We start from the raw sequence: 23,052 nt of genomic DNA, 5'->3' as shown, positions 1-23,052 counted from the left end.
CCTGCGGCCATGCTCTCCCTACCTGAAGTCCGCACCAAGATCGATCACATCGACCGCGATCTCCTCCGACTCCTCAATGAGCGAGCCGAGCTGGTCCACGCCGTCGGCGAAATCAAGCGCAAGGACGATCTCGACATCTACGTCCCCGGACGTGAAGACCAGCTCCTGCGCCGCCTGGTGGAGCTCAATACGGCACAAAATGGCCGCCTGACCGAGAGGGCGATCCGAGCGATTTTCCGCGAAATCATGAGCGCTGCGCTGGCACTGGAGGACAGCCTAAAAATCGCCTACCTCGGCCCCGCAGGCTCCTGGACTCACCAGGCAGCAGTGAACAAATTCGGCCACTGCGTCGAGTACATCGCCGAAGCCAGCACCGAGGCCGTTTTTAGCCGTATCCAGGCCCAAAAGGCCGACTACGGAGTGCTACCCATCGAACACAGCTCCGAGGGGGCCGTGCATCACACACTGGATCATCTAGCAGGCAGTGACTTGAGCATCTACGCAGAGGTTTTGTGGAAGGCAGATGCCGCTGTCATGGCGCAGAGCCCCCATACGCCGATCACCGCCATCCACGGTCATCCGCAGCTCATCGCCCACTGCCGCCCCTGGCTCGTTTCGAGCTTCCCTGGGGCAGAGCTCGTCGAGAGTGCCAATTCCAGCTCCGCTGCGGATGCCGCCGCTCGTGATCCAGCCATCGCCGCACTGGGCACTCCGCTCGGAGCAGAGCTGCATGGGCTCCGCGTACTCGCCACCTCCCCACGCGAGTATGCGACGCAGACACGCTTCATCGTGCTAGGCCGCCGCAGCGGCCCGCCATCGGGTAATGACAACACCATGCTCATGCTCGATGCACGGGACCGAGTCGGCTCGCTCATGGAGATGCTGCAAATCTTTGCCTCCAAAAACGTCAATGTGCGGCAGATCGAAAACCGCCCCGTCCCTGGTGAGGTAAGCGGCCGCCAGGCACGCTTCTTCCTCGAAATCAGCGGCCACCACAACGATCCCCCACTCCAGGACACACTGCGTGCTCTGGAGGCACAAAATGTCAGCGTCAAAGTCATCGGCAGCTACCCTGCTCCATCGTGGGTCGAGGAGCGCTGAGATAGCGCTGCTCAAGTCCCCTGGGGCATCAAATTCTAGCCGACAGGCGTGATTTGGCGGCATAAGCTGCATCCGCATGAACCTAGAACGACTTTTTGATCAGATGCGTGCCCAGCGAGGTCCCGTGGACATCGCAATCATCGGCGGCGGTGCGACAGGACTCGGTGCCGCTGTGGATGCCGCCTCGCGTGGCCATAGCGTGGTGCTGGTGGAGCAGTCAGACTTTGCCAAAGGCACCTCCAGCCGCAGCACCAAGCTGGTCCACGGTGGCGTACGCTATCTGAAGCAAGGGAACGTCTCCCTCGTGCTAGAGGCCCTGCGTGAGCGTGGGCTACTCTGCCGGAATGCACCGCACCTCGTGCGCAGTCTGCCCTTCGTCATTCCCAGCTATCACTGGTGGGAAGGGCCCTTTTACGGCATCGGGCTCAAAGTTTATGACACCCTAGCGGGGCAACTCGGGCTTGAGCCATCACGCTTTCTCAGTCGCAGTGAAATGATGACACTGCTACCCACGCTGGAGAGTGAGGGACTGGATGGCGGCGTGGTGTATCACGACGGGCAGTTCGATGATGCTCGTCTAGCCGTGCATCTAGCACAGACAGCGGTTAATCATGGTGCCGTGGTGCTCAATCACACCCGCTGCGCAGGTTTGATCAAAGAAAACCACCATCTCGCCGGAATCCGCGTGGAGTGCATGGAAACCGGTGCCCAACATGAGCTGCGTGCACGCTGCGTGATCAATGCGACTGGCGTCTTCGTCGATGAAGTGCGGAAAATGGACGAAGCTGGTGCTAGTGGACTCGTCACACCCAGTCAAGGAGTGCATCTGGTGCTGCCGAAGGAGTTTTTACCCGGCAAAACCGCCATCATGATCCCGCGCACGGATGATGGGCGGGTGCTCTTCGCCGTGCCATGGCATGACCGCGTGATCGTCGGCACCACTGACACTCCTGTCTCGAATGTGAGCCTGGAACCACGCGCCTTGCCAGAGGAAGTGGACTTTCTCATGACACACGCTGCACGATATCTCACTCGTGACCCGAAGGTGACTGATGTGCTGAGTGTTTTTGCCGGATTGCGCCTCTCGTGGCCTCCAAGGAGGCTGGGAGCACTGCCGCACTCTCCCGCGATCACACCATCCTCGTTTCCGACTCTGGGCTGCTCACCGTCACAGGCGGGAAGTGGACGACCTACCGGCGCATGGCAGAGGATGTCATCGATCATGCCGAGATGGTGGGCGGAATGGGCCCCCGCCGCTGTGTGACGCATGAGCTGCGAGTGCATGGCGCAGAGACGGTGCTCTCCCCGGACGATCCACTCGCCGTCTATGGCTCGGATGCAGCCCGCATCCGTGATTTGGCCAGAAATAGACCGGAGCTAGCCACCCGGCTCCATCCGCGGCTCGATCTGACGGGCGCGGAGGTCCTCTTCCATGTGCGCCATGAAATGGCACGCACCGTGGGGGATGTGCTCGCCCGCCGCAGCCGTAGCCTACTGCTAGATGCCGCCGCCAGCATGAGCACTGCGCCCATTGTCGCTGAGCTGATCGCGCCAGAACTCGGCTGGAATGCAGAAAAATGTGCCTATGAGGTGGAGCGCTTCCAAAGACAAGCTGCCGGCTATTTGCTGGAATAAGTGCCTGATATGTCTGTCATGAGCGTGATTTGGCCCTTGCGCCTTTGAGGAATCATGGAAGTCTGACGGCCCTCCATTCTAACCAACAGACCTCCAAGACAACCCCATGGGACAGCAACTCAATAAGATCGTCAAACGCCGCCGCCGGAAGAAGTACCTCGCCCGCAAGAACGCCCTCGTCAAAGCTGGCGTGAGCCGCAAGTCCCGTCTGGCCGCAAAAGCTGAAAAGCCTGCCGCCAAAAAGGCCGCCGTCAAAAAGCCCGCTGCAAAGAAAGCCGCCAAGCCCAAGACTGACACCGCCCCTGAGGCTGCTGCTGCCGCCGCAGAGTGATCCGCCTCACGAGTGATCTCGTGAATCCATTTCAGACGCCATGAGCATCAAGCTAGCTTTGATCCTCATGGCGTTTTTCTTGCCCTAGTGCCGAGTTGCAGCCGCGACGATGCTCGCCAGCTTGCTCCCGCTTTATGCTCCTGATCATCGACAACTACGACTCCTTCACCTACAACCTCGTGCAGTACTTTGGCGAGATGGGAGCCGTCATGGAGATCCGCCGGAATGATCAGATCACTCTGGAGGAAATCGCCAAGCTCAAACCGGACCACATCTGCATCTCACCCGGCCCATGCACTCCCAAGGAGGCCGGCATCAGCTGCGCAGTGATCGAGCGCTTTGGCAAAACCACCCCACTGCTCGGTGTATGCCTCGGGCATCAAGCTATCGGTCATGTCTTCGGCGGTGATGTCGTCCGTGCAGGACGGCTCATGCATGGCAAGACCTCCATGATTCGCCACCAGGGGCAATCCGTCTTCAAAAACATGCCCGCACCGTTTGAGGCCACGCGTTACCACTCGCTCCTCGTGAAACGGGACACGCTGCCAGACTGCCTAGAAATCACCGCTACCGCTGGGGATGATGAGAGCGAGATCATGGGCCTACGGCATAAAGAACTCCCTATCCATGGGGTGCAGTTTCACCCAGAGTCGATCCTCACTCAGGATGGGAAGAAGCTGCTGAAGAACTTTCTGGAGATGTGAGCCTCCGGCGCAGGCAAAGGATGCGAGTGCTTCCATAAGTGCGATCTGCTAACAGCTCCCAATGCTGCGGATCATGCTGGGGAGGCTTTCGATCATCGAGCGCTTCCAGGAGCAAAATCCCGCCAGGAACGACGATCTGGCTCAAGGCCGATTCTTGGAACAAACGAGCCGTGAAGTCGATATCGGTCGCATGGTGCTTGTAAGGCGGATCTGCGAAAATGAGGTCAAAAACTCGTCCATCGGCACGCAGCAGCTCCAAGAGGCGAAAAACATCACTTTGACGCACCGTGGCACCTGTGAGTCGTGTTTTGGCCACATTGCGGCGAATGACCTCGCAGGCGGCGCGGTCCTGATCCGCCAATATGGCACTGGCAGCTCCACGACTGAGGCATTCGAGGCCAAAGGCTCCTGAACCCGCGAATAAATCCAGCACATGAGCACCAGGGATCACCTCCGCGAGCATCGAGAACACGGCCTGTCGCACGCGGTCCTGAGTGGGCCGGGTGACAGACTTGGGGACTTCGAGCGGGATGCCCCCTGCACTGCCGGAGATGAGGCGCATGATGGTTGGGTTCGTAGATCCTAAATCAGACTCTGGGTTTCATGCGAAGAGGGCTCAAGGCAGGGCTGCCTCGTCCCATATCCATAGCTTTTGCCACGCACTGGACTCGACCCACCCGCGTAGAGGCTCGTCACCGCCAGCGACCTCGATGTAGCTCCAGGTTTCATGCTGTTGGATTAAGCGTGCTTGGCTACCAGGTGGTAGATCGAGCTGCGCGGCACTGGTGAGCGTTGCAGCCGCATACAGACTCGTCTCTGGCGCCGTAATGACGATCACATCATGCACCCGCGATGGCGCAGCGGGGCGCAGCGTCGCGAGTGCGGCAGATGGCAGGCATAAACCCACTCCGAGCAGCACTAGCAGCACCACCAGCAGTCTCGGCCTCGCATTCTGCGCAGATGCCCGCCCGATCAGCACCCGCCACGCTAGCGCGAGGAGGACTAGCCATGCTCCCGCAGTGGCGATGAGCACCCAGGTATCCTTTGGCAGCAGCAGACTCCACTGCCCCAGCGTAGATGGCTGCGGCACGACAAAAAAACGCAGCTTTTCATCCAGTAGCCGCAGATTCTGCCGCAGCTCTGGATTGAGCGGATCGAGCAAGGCAGCACGCTGATACCAGAGTGCGGCGCGGCCCATATCATTCTGCCGGAAGCGTGCATGGCCGATGATGTTAAAAACATCCGCACTCAGCAGCGGGGCATCCTGGCGTAGGATGTTCTCTGCGAAGTATTGCGCCTTGGTGAATTCACCATTCTCCAGATGCTCACGGGCCTGGTCATAGAGTTTTTGCGCAGCACCTCGGTCTGCCGCCTGCGCAGGCAGGATGGAGGCGGCGAATAGCAGGGTGATGACCGCTGCTTGCATCAAGGGGCGCAGGGCTGTGAGGATATTGCGCCGCTCTTTGGTCGTGAGTGCGGGAGCCTGCGTGCCTGCTTGGAAGCTAACTTGTTCGTAGCGGTCCAAAATGAGCTTCAATTCTGCATCCTTCACTTCTCCACCCTCATGAGAGCGCTGAATGAAATAGGCCGCACGTTGCAGAAAGGTGCGATCATCCAGCCCTCGTTGCTCCAGGGTGCCCCAAAGTGAGCGCAACTCACCACGCAGCCCGGTGGTCTGCTCCGCACGGCGTTTGCGCAACATGGCAGTCATCAGCGCCAGTGCCAATGCGGCCACTGGCACTCCCTGTGCGGCCCAGAACCGTGTATTGGCCAGTAGAGAGGCCTGCGGTACGGCAGAGCGCCAACTCGGCTGTGCAGGCACACGCACGAGGATGTCACTGAGCTCTGGCTTCGGCTGCAAGACAGGTGGCGGCTTTGGCACTGCACTGGCTGGGCCTGAGGCGGCAGACGCGGTTCCGGGCCCTTCCAAGGCGGCAGCCGTGCCCGGCTTCACATTCACCGGGAGCGGCTGCGTGCTCACTGTGATGTAGCGCTTCTGCGTGGGACTGAAGTAGCTCAATTCAAATGGTGGAATCTCCGTGAGTTGCCGCTCTGGCACGAAAATCTGCATGAACCCAATGCGCCGTGGCGAACCCGGCGGGAGGTAGGAAGAGATTTGATTGGGATCTTGCGGACCATCCACATTGTAGCGCTTGGCGGGGTAGCCACGCCAGCCATCTGGCTTGGTCATGAGTGGCGCATTGATTGCATCGAAGTTGCCCACGCCTTCAATCATGAGCTTGACCTCAAGCGGGTCGCCCACTGCGACATCGGTCGGCGCAGCACCTGCTGCGAGTGTGAAATCACCCACGACGCCATAAAACGAGGCTGGCTTGCCCTCTTCTGGCAGAGGCAGGACATTGATTTTAACTTCATTGCTGCGGATGATTTCACGCCGCGCAGGCCCCATCGGCATTGCAAACATCTGGGCAAACCCTGGAGGCAAACGCATGCCCGGCATGCCGCGTGGATCCTGCATGAGCTGGAAAATCACCTCCATCGTCGCTGGTCCTGCACGCAGTTGGCCCGCCTTCATGGGAGAAAGCGTGGTTTGATATGAGTAGGCCATATACCCCACATCTCCGATCACGGTCTGAGAGGGCACCGCACCGTGCGGGAAGCGGGAAACAGCGACATCATTCTTCTCCACATTGATGAGGCCGAAACTCTGCACATTGAGGCTCCTGGGCACCAAAAGGGTGGCCTTGAGCGGTACGACCTCGCCTTGATACATCTCCGTTTTGCCGACTTCGAGCTGGAGGAGCGGTGTCGTCTGCTCGTCCTGCTGACTAGGCGTGGGGGCATCCGTGATGATGAGGCGGACGGGGTTTGTTTTCACCACATCACCGTCCACGAAGACGTCATGTGCCTGGATGGTGTACTCATCCGGCACATTGCCCCCGATTTGCCATGTGAAGGTATCCACCACGCTGCGCTGGCCAGTATTGCCGTCCACTTGTATCGCTCGCTGATGCTCGATTGCGGAGTTTTGGCCGAGTTGTGGTTGGAGGGTGAGCTGCGGCGGCTGGATGGAGGCGGCATTTCGCACCTCGATGACGTAGAGCACGGTTTGGCCGACTGCCGCTCGCTCAGGGTCCACATAGGCACGCACCGTGGCAGCGCGGAGTGCTGGGGTGATCAGAAGTAGCAGGAGAAACAGAAATCGGGGCATGAGGCTCAATGTTGGGAGAAAATCGGAGATGAAAATTACGTCGCGCACACGCTGGCTGTGGCCATTTTTAGGAAGGGGACAAGATTACCAGTCCTTATTATTGGGTGCAGGACGGCGGTATTGGTTGGAGTAGCGGTTCACCTCCCGTTTGTCCATGTAGTGCTCGATGAGAGATTCTGCCTGGCCGATGCTGTAACCCGTTTTTTCATTCACCTGGTTCCGCTGGTCTTTCCTGCGTGCATCACCACTGCCACTGGCGGCGACTTCTTTTTTGCTAATGCCACCTTTGCCGTCCTTTTCGCCCTTTTTGTCTCCATCTTCTTTGACGATGGTTTTATCGCCTTTTTTGCCATCTTTGCCCTCTCCCTCTTTGAAGGCCTCTTTGTCGCCTTTTTTGCCCTTGGGGTCCTCTTTGGCGACCTGAAGATTGCCCTGGGGCAGGTTTTTAGCGTCTTTACCACCGATGCCATCATCGCCGTCTTTTTTCTCGCCGGTTTTTTCAGCCTCCTGGGGCTCGCCCGCGCCATTGCCTTCGTCATCGCCTTCTTCTCCTTCTGCGCCTTCGCCCTCCTCACCAGATTGGCCTTTTTGTCCTTTTTGACCTTTGGCTCCTTTTTGGCCCTGCTTCCCTTTGTCGCCTTTTTTGCCGTTTTGCTGCTGCTCCATGAGCTCCAGTGTGCGGCGCAGTTCCTGGATGAGCTTGGTGACATGCTGACGGTTCGCTTTGAGCTCTGCGTTGTCGGGATCGAGCTTCAAAGCGGCGTCGATGTGGCTCAGAGCATCCTGCCAGCGCTTCATGGTGATCTGCGGCTGGCGGGAGAGACCGCGTGCGCCTTGCTCGAAAAGACTCAGTGAGATACCCCGGTGTGCACGCAGGCGCAGATCCGCATCTTGGCTCAGCAGCGACTCACTGAAGCTGCGCACCGAAGCATCAAAGTCCTGCAAATGATGCTCTGCCAATCCACGGCCAAAAAACAGCTCCCCACGGGCTGAGGAATCGTAAGCGCCATCTTCGAGCAGGCGGTCGTAGAGCTTTGCTGCGTGGTCGTACTCTTTGTCACGCAGAGCAGCATCCGCCTCAGCTGGAGCGGGTGATGCTCTATGCAAAAGAGAATTCAGTGAGACAGCCTGCAACTCCGCGACGCCCAGCAACAAGGCCAGGACGGCTGCGGTGGTGAAGAATGGTGTCCGTAAGGATGCGCTCATGCCTGCTACCAAAGCGCGATTCCCCTTCCCTGTCGAGAAAATGCCTGCTGTTCTCCGAGGGCGATCAGGCCGCCTTTAGCACCTCATGGGTGTGGATGGCGGGATTAACGATGTCACGGACGAACTGATGCGGCTCTGCGCCTTCACCAAAGACGTAAATCCGCGTGCGAAGCACGAGTTTGGTGATCTCAAAGCCGGCGTCCTGGGTGTTGCGGTGGTAGTTCAGGATCATCTCCTTCTCCAAATCGAGAGCGGCACCTTTCATGCCGTATTCGAGCACAAAGGCCGCTTTGTCGAAAGCGGGAGCCCCGCCCGTACGGGCCTCTTGGCTGATGGGATCGACGAGCACGCGGTGGACGAAGGCATCGAGCTTCTCGGCATCACCAGTGAAGTCGAGCTTATAGACACGGCCTTCGCGGTACTTGAGTGGCAGCGGATGCGGAGCGTAGAGGAGCTTGTGGCAGTCGCTTTCGGTGTCGAATTTTCCGAGGATTTCGAAGGTTTTGGTCATGGTCAGTGCGACTGCGTCCGTAGCGAGGCGTGACTGCCGCGCAAGTCGCGAAGAAGCCGCCTCATTTCCCAGCCGCACCCGCTTTCGCCGCGAGATCCGCCTCAATGCGCTGGCGGATGGCCTCCAGAGAGGAGTTTTTCAGCAAAATGATGCCGTCTGGCCCGATGAGGTGCAGCGTGGGGAATGCCCGTGGGGCGTAGAGCGTGGTGTTCGGCCCGCTGTTGGTGTTATCGAGGATGTGGCGGAAGTTCGCGCCATTTTGGGCGATGGCGTTGCGTGCTTCGCTTTCGAGATCGGTGTTCACGCCGAGGACGGCGATGGGCTTGGCCTGGCTCTCCTGCGCATAGGCACTGAGAATGGGCATCAGTCCATGGCATGCGTGGCACCAGCCGCCCCAGAAGGCGATGACGACATGCTTGCCACGGTAATCACTCAGTTTGCATTCTTTGCCGTCCTGGTCTTTGCCCTGGATGGCGGGCGCTTCGCAGCCGGGCTGCAAATTGGCCATTTCAAAGAGCATCTTGGAGGCTTGGTCGTTGAGCTTGAATCCCTGGATCGTGACATCGCTGAACTCAGCCGCCAGACGCTGAAAGCTCTCCATCGCGGTCTTCTTTGAGGCCTCCACGGTGGCTTTATCGAGCGCGGTATCGTAGTTTTTGAAATGCACCGCTCCGAGGGCATAGAGTGCCGCTGCGAGCTCGGGTCGGTTCGTGTTTTTTTCGACCACCGCCTTTAAAAACGGCTCGGCAGACAGGCCACGGTACTCGAATTGCTTCACTGTCTCTGCGATACCTGCGCTGGCAGCGTATTTCTCGGTGAGCAGTCTCAGCGCCTCTTGCCCCTCTGGATAGCTGGCACCGCTGATGGCTAGCCAGGTCACGGCTTTGACGGCATCCGCATCTTCAGGATTGGCCTTCACCAGCTCCATGAGTTTTTTCACACAGGGCTCGGCACTGGGGATGGTGCTGCGGTATTTCGCCTTTTCCTCCTCGGATGTGGCGTGGATGATTTTCAGTGTGTTTGCGCGGACAGAGTTCTCGTAGTCGTCGATCTGCTTGCGGATTTCATCTCCGAGTGGGCCAGCACGCAGCGTGGACGCCGCCGTGAGTAGGATGAGGGCTAGAATACGGTGTGTCATGAGGCGGGAAAGGATACACGGCGACGGGATGCTCCGACAAACAGACCTGCGGCGAGGCAGAGCACCGCACCACCCGGCTCCGGCACCATATTGAATGACGCATACACATTGTCATACATCGTCACTGGTGCCCCGAAGTCGTGTACGCTGGAGGTGAGGGTGAAGAACTCAGGTGTGTCCCCCGTGCTAGGTGCCTCGACGCGGTATTGCCTGCCATCGATGAGGTCTTGGAGGGAGATATTGTAACCACCGGCACTGTTCGTCGTGCCAGAGGCTACTAGGGCATCGGTCACGGCATCATAGACCTGCACGAGGAAGCCTGACAGTCCCTCGCCCGCTGTGTAGATGCTATCCGAGACGATAACGTCATTAAAAATGGAGCCCGTGAGGATCGCATCCGAGATGTAGCTCGTCCCGGTAAAACGATACAGGCTTCCCATGTGCTGAGTGACGACCAATGGGCCGGTGGCGATCACATTCGTGCCCGGGATCGCTACGGACTGAAAGGCGATGCCGATTTCTTTGAACTCCGCATCCAGCAAGGCCACGCGGTGCCCGGCTGGGCTCTGGATACCATTGCCAAATGGCGCGATGCCATTGCCATCCTGGTCCCCCCAGTCGATCACCATGCCTGTGTGTCCATGGATGGTGCTTTGCGTCGCGGCGAAGAGGTTTTCCCCTGCTCGGAGCCAGTTCGCACCATAGCCACCCGCCTGGATACGCTGGTCGATGGTGAGTCCGTCTAGGGTATGAGACTGCTGGTCCTGTGAGACCATCAGGTTCGAGTAGGTCAGTGAGGAGGCGTGTAGAGAGCTATTCCACGCCAACGCTGGTGCAGAGTTCAGCACACTAAATTGCGCCACCAAATCCGCCGCACTGGTGCCGAAGTAATTCAATGCGATCACCACATTCGGATCACTAGCCTTGACTGGGTCCCAGGAGTTCCCTGTGATATTCACGAGCCGATCTAGCTCGCCCTGCGGATCTGCACGAAAGCGATTGATCAGCTCCAGCCACTCCTGCTGCTCAGCCGTGGGATCTGCCGCGAGCACGCTCAGATGCCCACCGCCCAGGAGAGCGAGCGCGGCAGCCGACAGGAGAAATGCGGAGCGTAAGGACATCAGGGCTCCAATTTATGATAATTATAAACAACTGCCAAGTAGGAATTTAAGGTTTGTGAAGCATTCGCAGGGTTTGGGTGAAGTTTCTGTGAAATCACTTTGTAGCACAAAGTTCATGCTTGCAGCCTTCACTTTGTCTCGCAAAGTCACTCACATCATGAGCCAAGCACACACCGCCCTGGAGCACCTCCGCGTCATCCGATCCCTCATGGAGAAAGCGCATATTTACCGCGCCATCTCCGCCCCAGCCGCATTGCTAGGTGGTGTCTTAGCCCTCACGGCCTCTGTCTGGCCAGCATGGCACGCAGCGCAACATGATGGAGCCGCACTCTTCTCCAACCGCACCTTCCTCATCCTCTGGCACAGCATCCTAGCCATCACCTCGGTCGTGAACATGTTGCTACTCGCCCGTGAGGCACGCCGTCGGGATCAACCCTTCGTCTCAGACGGCATGCGCATGGCCCTACGGGCCTTTTTGCCGCCCATGCTCGTCGGTGGCGCGGTCGCACTCATCCTGGTCATCTTTCTGCATAATCTCACCCTCGCAGCATTGATGTGGGCTCTCGGCCACGGACTGGCACTGCTCGCCACAGCGGGTTTTTCGCCGCGTTCGTTGATACGGCTTGGTTGGGCTTTTGTGAGTCTGGGGCTCCTCTTACTCCTCCTTTGGGCCGCGAATCCCGATGTGCGGAATCTCTCCAGTGACCTCGGACCGGCCTCCATCGTCATGGGGCTCACTTTTGGCCTCCTGCACGTCATTTATGCCATCGCGGTCTTTCTCAGCCGTCCGCCGCAGGCACTCAAATCGGAGGTGGTCACCGCATGATCGACTTCGACCAGCTCGACCGGCTCATTCACGAAAAAAGCCGCCTCGCCATCATGACCCTGCTTTCCGCCCGTGGTGACTGGTCCTTCCAGGATCTCAAAACCGAGCTCGGCATGAGTGATGGGAATCTCATCACCCACATGCGCACCCTCGTGAACGCCAGCTACGTCGAAGAAGACTGCGATCAAAGCGGCAGCCGCCCACGCACGACTTACAAACTCACCACCACAGGCCGGCGTGCCTTCCAGACCCACATCGACCTGCTCGAAGCCATCGTCAAAGCCGCCAAAGGCTGAAAGCCGTGCCCACTCACTTTGCGCCACAAAGTAACATCCACCCCCCCAGATCCAGATTCCACCCTCCAACACTATGAACATCCACCTCGCACAACATCACGGCATGTGTTTCGGCGTCCGCGACGCCCTCCGCGCCACCCACGACGCCGCCCAGCGCGGCCCGCTCACCATCCTCGGCCAGCTCGTGCATAATCCACTCGTAGATCGGCACCTCGATGCTGTCGGGGCACGCCGTAGCGACCTGAACGATCTAGCCAGCGCCACCACTCCACACGTCGTCATCACCGCGCACGGTGCCTCCGATGCAGATCGCCAGCGCTGGAGTCAAAACGGCCGCCAAATCACCGACACCACCTGCCCACTCGTCCATAAAGCCCACGAAGCCCTCGCCATGCTCGTGCGAGAGGGCTACCAGCCCATCGTCATCGGCCAGCGCAGCCATGTCGAGGTCCGCGGCCTCATCGGCGACCACCCGCAGGCCATCGTGGTCCTAGATGAGGCAGATCTCGCCCACATCCCGCCGCATCCACGCCTCGGCATCGTCTCGCAGACCACCCAGCCTGTCGAAGTCGCCCTCTGGGTCGTCGCCACCATCAAAGCCCGCTTTCCCGCCAGCGAGGTGCGATTCATCGACACCATCTGTCATCCCACCAAGCAGCGCCAGACCGCCCTCGATGAGCTCTGCCGCCGCTGCGACCACATCGTCGTCATCGGCGGCCGAAACAGCAACAACACCCGCCAACTCACCGCCAAAGCCACCGCCCTCGGCTGCCGCGTGCTCCAAATCGAGAGCGAAAACGAGCTCGATCCCACCTGGTTCCACGCAGCCACCAATGTCGGCGTCACCGCAGGCACCAGCACCCTCGATGAAACCGTCCACGCCGTCCTCCAACGCCTCAAAACCATCCAAAACTAAACCCTCCAAAAACTAACCCACCCACCGCCATGAACACCGCCTACTGGATCAACCACTTCCAAACCAACACCCGCCGCAACGACAGCATGCAGCTCCCCGCCTGCCCCAGTGAGCTCCCCGATGCCATCCGCCTCCCCCTGGGCCGCTCACTCGCCATCTTCCAGCTCGGAGAGAGCGGCGGCGGATCACGCCTCAAGCGCTACGCCCGACAAATCACCCCACTCGATCAATTCGCAGGCTACCAGCGGGCCATCGACCTCTTTGTTGCAGAGGAGCAAAGCCACGCCGCCCTCCTCGGTCGCCTGCTCGGACATCTGCGCATCCCCATGCTCAAAAAACAGTGGACCAACAGCATCTTCCGCTGGCTGCGCAATCTGGTGAACCTCGAATTCAACATCCAAGTCCTCCTCACCGCCGAGCTCGTCGCGGAAGTGTACTTCGGCATGCTCTACCTCCGCTCCAGCGATGCCGCCGTATGCCAAGTCTCACACAAACTCCTTCGTGATGAAATGAAGCATCTCGAATTCCAGCGCCAATTCCTCGCCGAGCGGCTCCAGGAGCTCACACCCGCCGCACGGGCACTCTGGCGTGTACAGTTCCGCCTCATCCACCGCATCAGCGCCGCCATCGTCTCCTGGGATCACCGCACCTGCCTCCGCGCCATGCAGGTCACTCCTGCCGACTTCCGCAGCCGCTGCACCCGCAGCCTCGAGCGCTTCATGTCACGTCTTGAGCAGCTAACCACCCAGCTCACCACAGCGACCACCTCTGCCCCAGGCTCCCAAATGCCTCATTTGCCACTCGGACCAACGAACCGCGATTTCTCACGCCACGAGCTTTGACAAGCCCGCTCGTCCCGCCACACTGCGGCCCCTTGAAACGAGTACTTTTTGTCTGCACCGGAAACACCTGCCGCAGCCCCCTTGCGGAGGCGCTGTTCCGTGACCTCGTGAAAGGCCGCAGCGACTATGAAGTCTCCAGCGCCGGCATCGCCGCAGCGCCCGGCATGCCCGCCAGCAAGCATACCCTCGCCATCCTGAGGCAAAAAGGCCTCCTCAGCGACACCTTCTCCAGTCGGATGCTCGATGAGGACATGGTGCGTGCCGCCACCCACATCTTCGCCATGGCGGGGCATCACATCGCCGCCATTGCGGGTGAATTCCCCGAGCATGCGGACAAAGTCTATCTCGTCTCCGAATTCGCCGCCGAAGACGACCTCCGCAGCAAAGACGTCAGCGACCCCTTTGGCAGCGGCAGAGCCGCCTACGACGACACCCACGCCGATCTGGAGAAAATGCTCCCTTCCCTCGTCGCCTACATCGACCAAACTTTTAAAGATTAATGCCACAGCCCACCACCATTGCCATCGGCTCCGATCACGGCGGCCTCACACTCAAAAATGCCGTCGTAGCACACCTAAAAGCCGCCGGGCATGCTGTGGACGACCTCGGCACCCATGATGGTGCCTCTGTGGACTACCCGGACTACGCAGAACTCGTCAGCGAGCGTGTGCTCGATGGCCGTGCCGAAGCAGGCATCCTCGTTTGCACCACCGGTATCGGCATGAGCATCGCTGCGAACCGCCACGCAGGCATCCAGGCCAGCCTCGTCAGTGATGTGGCCACCGCAGCCATCACTCGGGAGCACAATGCCTCCAACATTCTCTGCCTTGCCGGCAAAACCACCCCTGAACCCACCGCCATGGAAATCGTGGACACCTGGTTGAAGACCCCCTTCGCCGGTGGCCGCCACGGTCGCAGAGTCGATAAAATGAACACCCAAGCCCACCCCCTCAGCATCCTCGCCTCCTCGGACCCCGCCGTCGCCCAGATCATCCAGGGTGAGCAGCATCGCCAGCAGGACCACATCGAGCTCATCGCCAGTGAGAACTTCACCTCCCGCGCCGTCATGGCCGCGCAAGGAAGCTGCCTGACGAACAAATACGCCGAAGGTTACCCCGGTAAGCGCTGGTATGGTGGCTGCGAGGAAGTGGACAAGGTCGAGCAACTCGCCATCGACCGCGCCTGCGAGCTTTTCGGTGCCAAATTCGCCAACGTGCAGCCGCATTCAGGCTCGCAGGCCAATGCCGCTGTCTATTTCAGCGTGCTCCAGCCCGGCGACAAAGTGCTGGGCATGAACCTCGCCCACGGCGGCCATTTGACCCACGGCAACCCCGCCAACTTCAGCGGCCGTCTTTACCAGTTCTGCCAATACGGCGTCAGCCAGAGCGATGAACGCATCAACTACGACGAACTCGCCGAAGTCGCCCTGCGTGAAAAGCCGAAGATGATCACCGCCGGTGCCAGCGCCTACCCGCGCATCATCGACTTCAAAAAAATGAGCGAGATCGCTAAGAGCGTCGGCGCTTACCTCTTCGTCGATATGGCCCACATCGCCGGCCTCGTCGCTGGTGGAGCCCATCCATCACCCATGGAGCACGCCGACTTCGTCACCACCACCACGCATAAGAGTCTGCGTGGCCCCCGTGGCGGCATGATCCTCACCAACAACGAAGACCTCTTCAAAAAGATCCAGAGCCAGGTCTTCCCCGGCGTGCAGGGCGGCCCGCTCATGCACGTCATCGCCGCGAAGGCCGTCTGCTTCGGCGAATGCCTCAAGCCTGACTTCAAAGACTACACCGCCCAGGTCGTCAAAAACGCCCAGGCCCTCGCCGCCGCGCTCACCGCCCTCGGCTACCGCATCGTCAGCGGCGGCACGGACAATCACCTCATGCTCGTCGATCTCCGCCCGAAAGGCCTCAACGGCAAAATCGCCAGCGAGACCCTCGACAAGGCCGCCATCACCGTGAACAAAAACGGCATCCCCTTCGACACCGAGAAGATCACCCTCGGCGGCGGCATCCGCGTCGGCACCCCTGCCGTGACGACTCGCGGCATGAAAGAAGCCGAGATGACCCAAATCGCCACCTGGATCGACCGCGCCCTCACCAACCGCGAAAACGACGCCGTCTTGGCGGAGATCCGCAAAGAAGTCAGTGCGGCGAATCAGCGATTTCCGTTGCCTTGAGTCATCAATTCCTAACTGGACAGGCAGCAAGTGCACGAGCGCTTGCTGCCTTTTTTGCTTTCAGCCGAACAAACCGCCCCCCCCAACCCGATTCCGTTTCCTTTCCGTGTTCCCAGCAAAGTCAGATACCCCCGGCTTTGCCGGGGGGGGGCATCTGACTTGGAGTGCAGATTTACCACTTTGACGGCTGATCGAACCTTTGGCGGCTGGGTTTTGAGAGCCGCTCAAGTACCAAAATCATTCCACTGCTGCACACCACTCCAGCGCGAGCTGGCGAATACGAGCCCGAACATGGGCTAAGCCGTTTAATCGTGTCGGAGTGAGCATTTTGGTGAAATGGCATCCTTCCAAGATTTCTGGCTCAACAAGACTGACCTCCTGTGGAGTGGCGTCACTATATAGATCGCATAAAAGGGCGACCAAGGCCTTCACCATCGGGGAATCGGCCTCGCAATCAAATCGTGTGCGGCCTCCGCGTAACTCACCGCTCAACCAAACGCGGGAAACACAGCCAGGAACTCGATTGGCGTCTGTATGCTGTTCTGGGGGGAGGTGCATCCGCGCGGCGTAGCTGGTGAGGGCTGAGAGGCGCTCCTGTACATCTGGGATGAGGAGTAGATCCTCGATGAGTTGACGTTGTTTTTCTGCCAGGGGCATTGAGTCAGTGGGGAAAATGATCGGATGTGCCGTTTAGATACCTGCGGCACCACGGAATTTCTCACGGTAGCGGCTTGGCGTCATGCCAGTGACTTGACGGAAGCGGCGATTGAAGTTGGCGAGGTTCCGGTAGCCACAGTCCATGGCGATGTCGGTGATGTTGGCGGCATCTTCTGCCAGCATTCGACAGGCGCGGCCGACACGGACTTCGTTGACATATTCTGGCACTGTTTTGCCTGTGCGGGAGTGGAAGAAGCGGCTGAAGGCTCCCTCACTGAGGTGGGCGAGTCGGGCGAGCTTCGCCCGGTCGATGTCCTCGGTGAGCCGTGAGTGGATAAAGTCACACACTCGCTGCATGCGATCCTGGTCTGCGGATTCCAGCTTGGGCAAATACCCCGTGCTGGCGAGCGGCCGCACATCGGAGCCCGCCTGTGCTAGCTCATGCAAAATGGCGAGTAATTCGAGAATGCGGGCTAGGCCCTCCGTCTCGGCGATGCGCTTCATGTGCGCAGCGACAAGGCCGCGGGTCTTTCCACGCACTTCCAGGCCACGGGAGGCACGCTCCAGCACACGACGTACTCCTTCCATCTCGGGTAGGCGAAAAAAATCTCCACCGAGGATCTGTGGATCAAAACGCACGATGACGGCATGCACCTCACGGCCGCTCGCCTCATCCTGGTGCCAGACGTGGGGGAGATTTGCCCCGAGGAGCACGATGTCGCCATCGGTGAGCGGGCCTATGTGATCGCCGACGACACGGTGCCCGCTGCTACGCACCGCCAGGGTGATTTGGAACTCAGGGTGAAAATGCCAGCGTGTGCCGTAGTCTGCCCCGCGAACGATTTCGCAGTGAAACGACTCCCAGTCGCGTCTGGGCACTTTTTCAAACACAGGCTTCATGAAACGGATCTGGTCATACCGCTTCCCACGCTGGATGGAAGAACGAAGATGGCACGGCGGTCATTTTTCGCCCTCAAACGCTCTGTCAGAGCATCCCACGCACGACAAAACACCGACTCACGCAGGAAAAAGTCGTTGATAAACCTCCTGCTAGCGCCCCGATTAGAGTGCCTCCCCGGCTACACAAAAAAATCCCATCCCCATCCATCATGATGAAACGCATCCTCCTCACTGCTCTCTCCCTCGTCAGCGCCGCCGCATTCGCCCAGGATGCTGCCGTGGCTGAACTCACCATCAAGCCCTCTGCCCCCACAGGCATGACATTTGATCTGGCCGAGCTCTCCGCCAAACCTGGCCAGAAGGTCAAACTCACCTTTGATAACTCCATCATCCCAAATGTCCCACCCCTCCCGCATAACTGGGTGCTCGTGAAGCCCGGTAAAGACGCTGTCGTGGGCAATGCCTCACTTCAGATGGCTGCCGATCCCGCCGCAATGTCCAAGAACTACATCCCTGAGTCTGCCGCAGCCGACATCATCGCCAACACCAAGCTGGTGCAGCCTGGTCAGAAGGAAGTGCTCGAATTCACCGCTCCTGCCGAAGCCGGTGAATATCCCTACATCTGCACCTTCCCTGGTCACTTCCTGCTCATGAAGGGCAAGCTCATCGTGAAGTAATTCACTCGTCTTCTTTAACACACCCATTCTCTCCACATGAAACGTGCCTCATTCATCCTCCTGGCCCTCGCTGGCTTTGCCACCACCACGCTTCGTGCGGAGGACGGTGGTAAAGTCGAAGCTGGTGGCCTCAACTTCGCGTATGCTGCACCGTGGTCTCTCTCGCAGACGCCCGGTATGATGCGTGTCGCCACACTCCTCGCCAAAGCCGAAGGCGTCGAAAAGCCGCTAGAAGCCGCTTTTTACGTCTTCCCAGGCGGTGGTGGCGGAGTGCAGGCGAATGTGGATCGCTGGATCGGCCAATTCGCGACGAAGCCCGAGTCTAAAACGGAAGAGATCGAAGCAGGTGGCAAAAAAGTCACACTCGTAACGGCCACCGGCACCTACAACGACGGCCCGCCGATGGGTGCGAAGACACCGAAGGAGGGCTACACCCTCCTCGGAGCCATCGTCCCCACCGCAGATGACAACAACGTCTTCATCAAGCTCACTGGCCCGAAAGACGCCATCGCCAAGCTCAATGAAAGCTTCCGCAAGCTGATCACTAGCCCATTCGCGAAGTAATCTGGAGCGAAAACAAAGCATCCGACTCCCACACGGGCGGCTCACCTGAGTCGCCCGTTTTTTTTGTGCATGGCATTGGGGTTGAACACCTTGCTATCCGCCCTACTCTCTCCCCCTCCAAAAAAACACCATGAGCAACGCCGCAGCCGCCCCCGCCATCAGCCCCACCCGCGAAAAAGATTTCCCCGAATGGTACCAGCAGGTCATCCGCGCCTCCGACATGGCGGAGAACTCCGAAGTGCGTGGCTGCATGGTCATCAAACCCTGGGGCTACGGCCTGTGGGAGAGCATCCAGCGCCAGCTCGATGCGAAATTCAAAGCCACCGGCCACGTCAACGCCTACTTCCCCTTGCTCATCCCCTTGAGCTACTTGGAAAAGGAAGCCCAGCATGCCGAAGGCTTTGCCACCGAGTGTGCCGTCGTCACCCATCATCGCCTAGAGGCACAGAAGCAGCCCGATGGCACCACCAAGATGATCCCCACCGGCGAACTCGCCGAGCCCTTCGTCATCCGCCCCACTTCCGAAACCATCATCGGTGCCGCCTTTGCCCGCTGGGTCGAGAGCTACCGCGATCTGCCACTACTCATCAATCAGTGGTGCAACGTCATGCGCTGGGAAATGCGCCCCCGCCTTTTCCTCCGCACCGCAGAGTTCCTCTGGCAAGAGGGCCACACCGCCCATGAGACCGCTGAAGAAGCCATCGTCGAGACCGAGACGATGCACAAAGTCTATGAGGACTTCCTCCGTGACCACCTCGCCATCCCCACCATCCCTGGCGAGAAAACCGAGCGCGAGCGCTTCCCCGGTGCCGTCCGCACCCTGACTGTCGAAGCGATGGTTCAGGACAAAAAAGCCATCCAGGCCGGCACATCGCACTACCTGGGCCAAAACTTCTCCAAAGCCGCAGGCATCCAGTTCCTCGGCCGCGACAACACACGCCAATTCGCACACACCACCAGCTGGGGCGTCAGCACTCGCCTCATCGGCACCCTCATCATGGCCCATGGCGACGACGACGGCGTGATCATCCCACCACGCGTCGCACCGCAGCAGATCGTCATCCTTCCCGTCACTCCGAAGCCCGACACACGACAGGAAATCATCGACGCCTGCGAAGCCCTCGCCCAGACCCTCCGCAGCCAAACTTGGGCTGGAGAGCCCATCCGCGTGCTCGTGGACAAGCGGGATCTCCCCGGTGGCCAGAAGAATTGGGAATGGATCAAAAAAGGTGTCCCTCTCCGCGTCGAAATGGGCCCACGTGACATCACCAGCCGCAGCGTCGCCGTTTGCCGCCGCGATCAGGGACCAAAGGCCAAAGAATTCCTCGGCAAAGAAGACTTCATCCAGCAGGTGCAGGAGCGACTTGCAGAAATCCAGCAGGCCCTCCTCGACCGTGCCACCGCCCTGCGGGATGCCCACACCAAAAAGCTCGAAACGCTCGAAGAATTCAAAGCCTTCTTCGCTGATGAAGCCAGCAGTGGCGGCTTCGCCCTCATGCACTGGGCAGGCACCATGGAAGAAGAGGAAAAGCTCGCCAAAGAAAACAAAATCACCATCCGCTGCATCCCGCACGGCAACCAATACGTCGAAAACGGCACCTGCTTCCTCACCGGCCGCCCCAGCCAACGCCGAGTGGTCTTTGCGCGGAGTTATTGATCCATCTGCATGACCCGCATCCACATCATCGCAGGGGAGATCAGCGGCGACACGCATGCGGCGGGCTTGCTGCGTGAGATGAAGGCCCGGCAGCCCACGCTGGCACTCAGCGGGCTGGGTGGGCCGCGGATGCGTGAGGCAGCGCCAGGTAGCAGCATTGAGGACTGGGTCGAAAAAGCCGGTGTCGTGGGCCTGTGGGAGGTCTTGAAGATGTACAGCTACTTCAAAGAAAAGCTCACCGCCCAGACCACACTCATCTTGGAGCAAAAACCCGATGCGGTCGTCCTGGTGGACTATCCCGGCTTCAATCTCCGCCTCGCCAAAGCCCTGCGCAGCGGTGGTTACAGCGGAAAACTCATCTACTACATCAGCCCCCAGGTCTGGGCTTGGAAAAAGGGCCGCGTGAAGACCACGGCGAAGGTGCTCGACCTCATGATCTGCATCTTCCCCTTCGAAAAAGACTTCTACGAGCAAAGTGGTCTCCGCACCGAGTTCTGTGGCCATCCCATGGTGGATCGCACCCTGCAACTGCGGCGAAATTGGCCGCGTGAAACTGGATTGTGCGGCTGGTTCCCCGGCAGCAGGCTCAATGAGGTGCGCCGCCTCTTCCCCATCATGCTCGGTGCGGCCAAAATCATCCGCGAGGCCATGCCAGAGGCCCGTTTCGCCGTTTCTGCCGCTACGGAGGTGCTCGCTAGCCACATGCGCGAGCTCGCCGACAAGCACGGCCTGCCCGAGGCCAAAAAGTGGATCGAAGTCGGCACCGTCTATGACCTCATGCAGCGCTGTGAGGCTGGTGCCGTGGCCAGTGGCACCGCCACGCTCGAAGCGGCCTGTTTTGGCCTGCCCTACACACTCGTGTACAATGTCAGTTGGCCCACCTACGTCGTGGGTAAGGCTGTCGTGAAAATCCAGCACCTCGGCATGGTGAACATCCTCGCTGGGCGCGAAGTCGTGCGCGAGCTGGTGCAGCACGATCTCAGCCCCGAAACGCTCGCCCGAGCCACGCTGGAGCTGCTGCAAGATCCGCAAAAGCGCAGCGACCTCCAGGCCGACCTAGCCAGCGTCGTGGCCACCCTCGGCACTGGGGGTGCCTACCAGCGTGCGGCCAGTGTGATCCTGGGTTGAGGTGCCTAGCCTCTGAAGTCCGTCCGCGCCATACCTTGACTTTCCGCAGTCACGGCCCACTTCATGCGCCCCCTCAACCATCCACGCATGCCCACCGCCCCCACGAAACGACTCTGGAAAGTCAAAAGCTCCTCCATTCACAATCGCGGCATTTTCGCCGCAGCCGACATTCCAAACGATTCGCCCATCATCGAATACATTGGCGAAAAAATCACCAAGGCCGAATCACGCCGCCGTGGTGATGCACTCATCGCGAGGGCCAAAAAAACAGGTGGAGCCGCAGTCTATGTCTTCACGCTCAATAAGAAGTACGACATCGACGGCGCAAAAGGCCCCAACCCGGCCAAGTACATCAACCACTCATGTTCGCCGAACTGTGAGGCCTACATCATTCGCGGCCGCATCTGGATTTACTCCCTGCGCGAGATCAAGGCCGGGGAAGAGCTGACCTACAACTACGGCTTTGATGTGGACACCTGGGACGAGCATCCCTGCCGCTGCGGCAGCAAAAACTGCATCGGTTACATCGTCGAGCGCAAGCAATGGCCCAAGCTCCTACGCATGATGCAAAAAATCGAAGCCGAGGCCAAAAAGGGCAAATTCCCCAATGCGAAGAAAAGTACGGCGAAGAAAAGCACTGCGAAAAAACAGTCCGTCAAAAAGCGCTCTCGCAGCTAACCCCTGAGCCGTAACGCATGCTCACCGATACGCACACGCATCTCGGCAGCCGCCAGTTCGACGCGGATCTCCCCGCTGTGCTAGAGCGTGCCCGTGCGGCGGGTGTAACACGCATGATCGCTCCAGCCGTCGATTTGGAGAATACACGCAAACTCATCGCAATCGCCGAGCAGGAGCCAGATGTGCGTATCGCAGCGGGTATCCATCCCTGCGATGTGGACTCCCTCCAGGGCGAATCCTGGATCGACGAGCTGCGCCAGCTCGCTCAGCACCCGAAAGTCTGCGCCATCGGAGAAATCGGCCTCGATTACTTCCATCCGCCGCCCACGGGCTGGTCGCAGGATCAATGGCGCAGCCACCAGGCCACCTGCCTCCGCGCTCAGCTCACTCTCGCAGCGGAACTGGGGCTGAATGTCATCCTGCATAATCGGGAGAGCTGGGATGACCTCTGTGCCATCGTTTTGCCCTTCAGTGATCGCCTGCGTGGTGTCTTTCACTGCTTCACGGGCAGCTTGGAGCAGGCGCAGCCTCTGCTCGATGCGGGTCACCTCATTTCATTCACCGGCATCGTCACTTTCAAAAACGCGGGCATCATTGCCGAGACGGCCCGCAGCGTCGCGGCGGATCGCTTCATGCTAGAAACGGACGCCCCATACCTAGCCCCCGTCCCGCACCGAGGGAAGCGCTGTGAGCCTGCCTATGTCGCAGATACGGCAAAGGCCATCGCATCCCTTCGCAATGTCTCTCTCGCCGAATTAGCGGACACCACGACCCGCACAGCACTGAGCTTCTTCAAAGGCTGGTGAC

General features: G+C 59.6%; 23 protein-coding genes and 1 pseudogene. 16 read left to right on the top strand and 8 right to left on the bottom strand.

Annotated elements, in window-relative coordinates; all coding sequences use genetic code 11:
- Positions 1–9 precede the first annotated feature (9 nt).
- The 4 genes and pseudogenes from IPK32_18880 (at position 10) to IPK32_18865 (ending at position 3,771) form a co-directional block, all read left to right on the top strand.
- A complete protein-coding gene (locus IPK32_18880) occupies positions 10–1,101 on the top strand; it encodes a chorismate mutase (protein MBK8093973.1) in 1,092 nt (363 codons plus the stop codon).
- 76 nt (positions 1,102–1,177) lie between these two features.
- Positions 1,178–2,736 (top strand): annotated as a pseudogene (locus IPK32_18875) (glycerol-3-phosphate dehydrogenase/oxidase).
- Between the two features lie 106 nt (positions 2,737–2,842).
- Entirely contained in the window at positions 2,843–3,067 is a 225-nt protein-coding gene (locus IPK32_18870) for a hypothetical protein (protein MBK8093972.1), read from the top strand.
- A gap of 134 nt (positions 3,068–3,201) precedes the next feature.
- On the top strand, positions 3,202–3,771 hold the full coding sequence (locus IPK32_18865) for an aminodeoxychorismate/anthranilate synthase component II (GenBank protein MBK8093971.1): 570 nt from the start codon (positions 3,202–3,204) through the stop codon (positions 3,769–3,771).
- Here IPK32_18865 and rsmD read toward each other — a convergent pair.
- The 6 genes from rsmD to IPK32_18835 all read right to left on the bottom strand — a co-directional run bounded on the left by rsmD (position 3,725) and on the right by IPK32_18835 (position 10,919).
- Positions 3,725–4,333 (bottom strand): 16S rRNA (guanine(966)-N(2))-methyltransferase RsmD, encoded by a 609-nt coding sequence (rsmD, locus tag IPK32_18860; GenBank protein MBK8093970.1) that lies wholly within the window; start codon positions 4,331–4,333, stop codon positions 3,725–3,727. The two genes, IPK32_18865 and rsmD, sit on opposite strands and share 47 nt — an antisense overlap.
- Positions 4,334–4,387: 54 nt before the next feature.
- Positions 4,388–6,943, bottom strand: coding sequence for a BatD family protein (locus IPK32_18855; GenBank protein MBK8093969.1), 2,556 nt, complete (start codon positions 6,941–6,943; stop codon positions 4,388–4,390).
- 84 nt (positions 6,944–7,027) lie between these two features.
- Entirely contained in the window at positions 7,028–8,149 is a 1,122-nt protein-coding gene (locus tag IPK32_18850) for a hypothetical protein (protein ID MBK8093968.1), read from the bottom strand.
- A gap of 64 nt (positions 8,150–8,213) precedes the next feature.
- Positions 8,214–8,660, bottom strand: a complete 447-nt coding sequence (locus tag IPK32_18845; GenBank protein MBK8093967.1) for a hypothetical protein — start codon at positions 8,658–8,660, stop codon at positions 8,214–8,216.
- A 61-nt stretch (positions 8,661–8,721) separates the two neighbouring features.
- The gene (locus tag IPK32_18840) at positions 8,722–9,798 is read right to left on the bottom strand and encodes a TlpA family protein disulfide reductase (GenBank protein MBK8093966.1); all 1,077 of its coding nucleotides are present in this window, start codon (positions 9,796–9,798) and stop codon (positions 8,722–8,724) included.
- The gene (locus IPK32_18835; protein MBK8093965.1) at positions 9,795–10,919 is read right to left on the bottom strand and encodes a hypothetical protein; all 1,125 of its coding nucleotides are present in this window, start codon (positions 10,917–10,919) and stop codon (positions 9,795–9,797) included. The genes IPK32_18840 and IPK32_18835 overlap by 4 nt, the downstream gene beginning before the upstream one ends.
- Positions 10,920–11,076: 157 nt before the next feature.
- Between IPK32_18835 and IPK32_18830 the strand changes: the two genes are divergently transcribed.
- The 6 genes from IPK32_18830 (at position 11,077) to rpiB (ending at position 15,984) form a co-directional block, all read left to right on the top strand.
- Complete coding sequence (locus IPK32_18830) at positions 11,077–11,745, top strand: hypothetical protein (GenBank protein ID MBK8093964.1); 669 nt, start codon at positions 11,077–11,079, stop codon at positions 11,743–11,745.
- Positions 11,742–12,041: a transcriptional regulator gene (locus IPK32_18825; GenBank protein ID MBK8093963.1), complete on the top strand. Its 300-nt coding sequence runs from the start codon at positions 11,742–11,744 to the stop codon at positions 12,039–12,041. The genes IPK32_18830 and IPK32_18825 overlap by 4 nt, the downstream gene beginning before the upstream one ends.
- Before the next feature lie 73 nt (positions 12,042–12,114).
- Entirely contained in the window at positions 12,115–12,957 is an 843-nt protein-coding gene (gene ispH, locus IPK32_18820) for a 4-hydroxy-3-methylbut-2-enyl diphosphate reductase (protein MBK8093962.1), read from the top strand.
- A 29-nt stretch (positions 12,958–12,986) separates the two neighbouring features.
- A complete protein-coding gene (locus IPK32_18815) occupies positions 12,987–13,799 on the top strand; it encodes a hypothetical protein (GenBank protein ID MBK8093961.1) in 813 nt (270 codons plus the stop codon).
- A 32-nt stretch (positions 13,800–13,831) separates the two neighbouring features.
- Complete coding sequence (locus IPK32_18810; protein ID MBK8093960.1) at positions 13,832–14,299, top strand: low molecular weight protein arginine phosphatase; 468 nt, start codon at positions 13,832–13,834, stop codon at positions 14,297–14,299.
- Positions 14,299–15,984 (top strand): ribose 5-phosphate isomerase B, encoded by a 1,686-nt coding sequence (rpiB, locus tag IPK32_18805; GenBank protein ID MBK8093959.1) that lies wholly within the window; start codon positions 14,299–14,301, stop codon positions 15,982–15,984. The genes IPK32_18810 and rpiB overlap by 1 nt, the downstream gene beginning before the upstream one ends.
- A gap of 237 nt (positions 15,985–16,221) precedes the next feature.
- On the opposite strand, the gene IPK32_18800 is transcribed toward rpiB, so the two are convergent.
- Positions 16,222–16,641, bottom strand: coding sequence for a SufE family protein (locus IPK32_18800; protein ID MBK8093958.1), 420 nt, complete (start codon positions 16,639–16,641; stop codon positions 16,222–16,224).
- Between the two features lie 33 nt (positions 16,642–16,674).
- Entirely contained in the window at positions 16,675–17,541 is an 867-nt protein-coding gene (locus IPK32_18795) for an AraC family transcriptional regulator (protein MBK8093957.1), read from the bottom strand.
- Between the two features lie 209 nt (positions 17,542–17,750).
- Here IPK32_18795 and IPK32_18790 point away from each other — a divergent pair, with 209 nt between their 5' ends.
- The 6 genes from IPK32_18790 (at position 17,751) to IPK32_18765 (ending at position 23,051) form a co-directional block, all read left to right on the top strand.
- Positions 17,751–18,218, top strand: coding sequence for a hypothetical protein (locus IPK32_18790; protein MBK8093956.1), 468 nt, complete (start codon positions 17,751–17,753; stop codon positions 18,216–18,218).
- Between the two features lie 36 nt (positions 18,219–18,254).
- Positions 18,255–18,782, top strand: coding sequence for a hypothetical protein (locus IPK32_18785; GenBank protein MBK8093955.1), 528 nt, complete (start codon positions 18,255–18,257; stop codon positions 18,780–18,782).
- Positions 18,783–18,912: 130 nt separating this feature from the next.
- A complete protein-coding gene (locus tag IPK32_18780) occupies positions 18,913–20,439 on the top strand; it encodes a proline--tRNA ligase (protein ID MBK8093954.1) in 1,527 nt (508 codons plus the stop codon).
- A 9-nt stretch (positions 20,440–20,448) separates the two neighbouring features.
- Complete coding sequence (gene lpxB, locus IPK32_18775) at positions 20,449–21,567, top strand: lipid-A-disaccharide synthase (protein ID MBK8093953.1); 1,119 nt, start codon at positions 20,449–20,451, stop codon at positions 21,565–21,567.
- 87 nt (positions 21,568–21,654) lie between these two features.
- Entirely contained in the window at positions 21,655–22,245 is a 591-nt protein-coding gene (locus IPK32_18770; protein MBK8093952.1) for an SET domain-containing protein-lysine N-methyltransferase, read from the top strand.
- A gap of 17 nt (positions 22,246–22,262) precedes the next feature.
- Complete coding sequence (locus tag IPK32_18765) at positions 22,263–23,051, top strand: TatD family hydrolase (GenBank protein ID MBK8093951.1); 789 nt, start codon at positions 22,263–22,265, stop codon at positions 23,049–23,051.
- The last annotated feature ends 1 nt before the right edge of the window (position 23,052 follow it).

The sequence above is a fragment of the Verrucomicrobiaceae bacterium genome (genome assembly GCA_016713035.1).
Lineage (GTDB): Bacteria > Verrucomicrobiota > Verrucomicrobiia > Verrucomicrobiales > Verrucomicrobiaceae > Prosthecobacter.
This window is presented reverse-complemented; position numbering and strand designations above follow the sequence as displayed.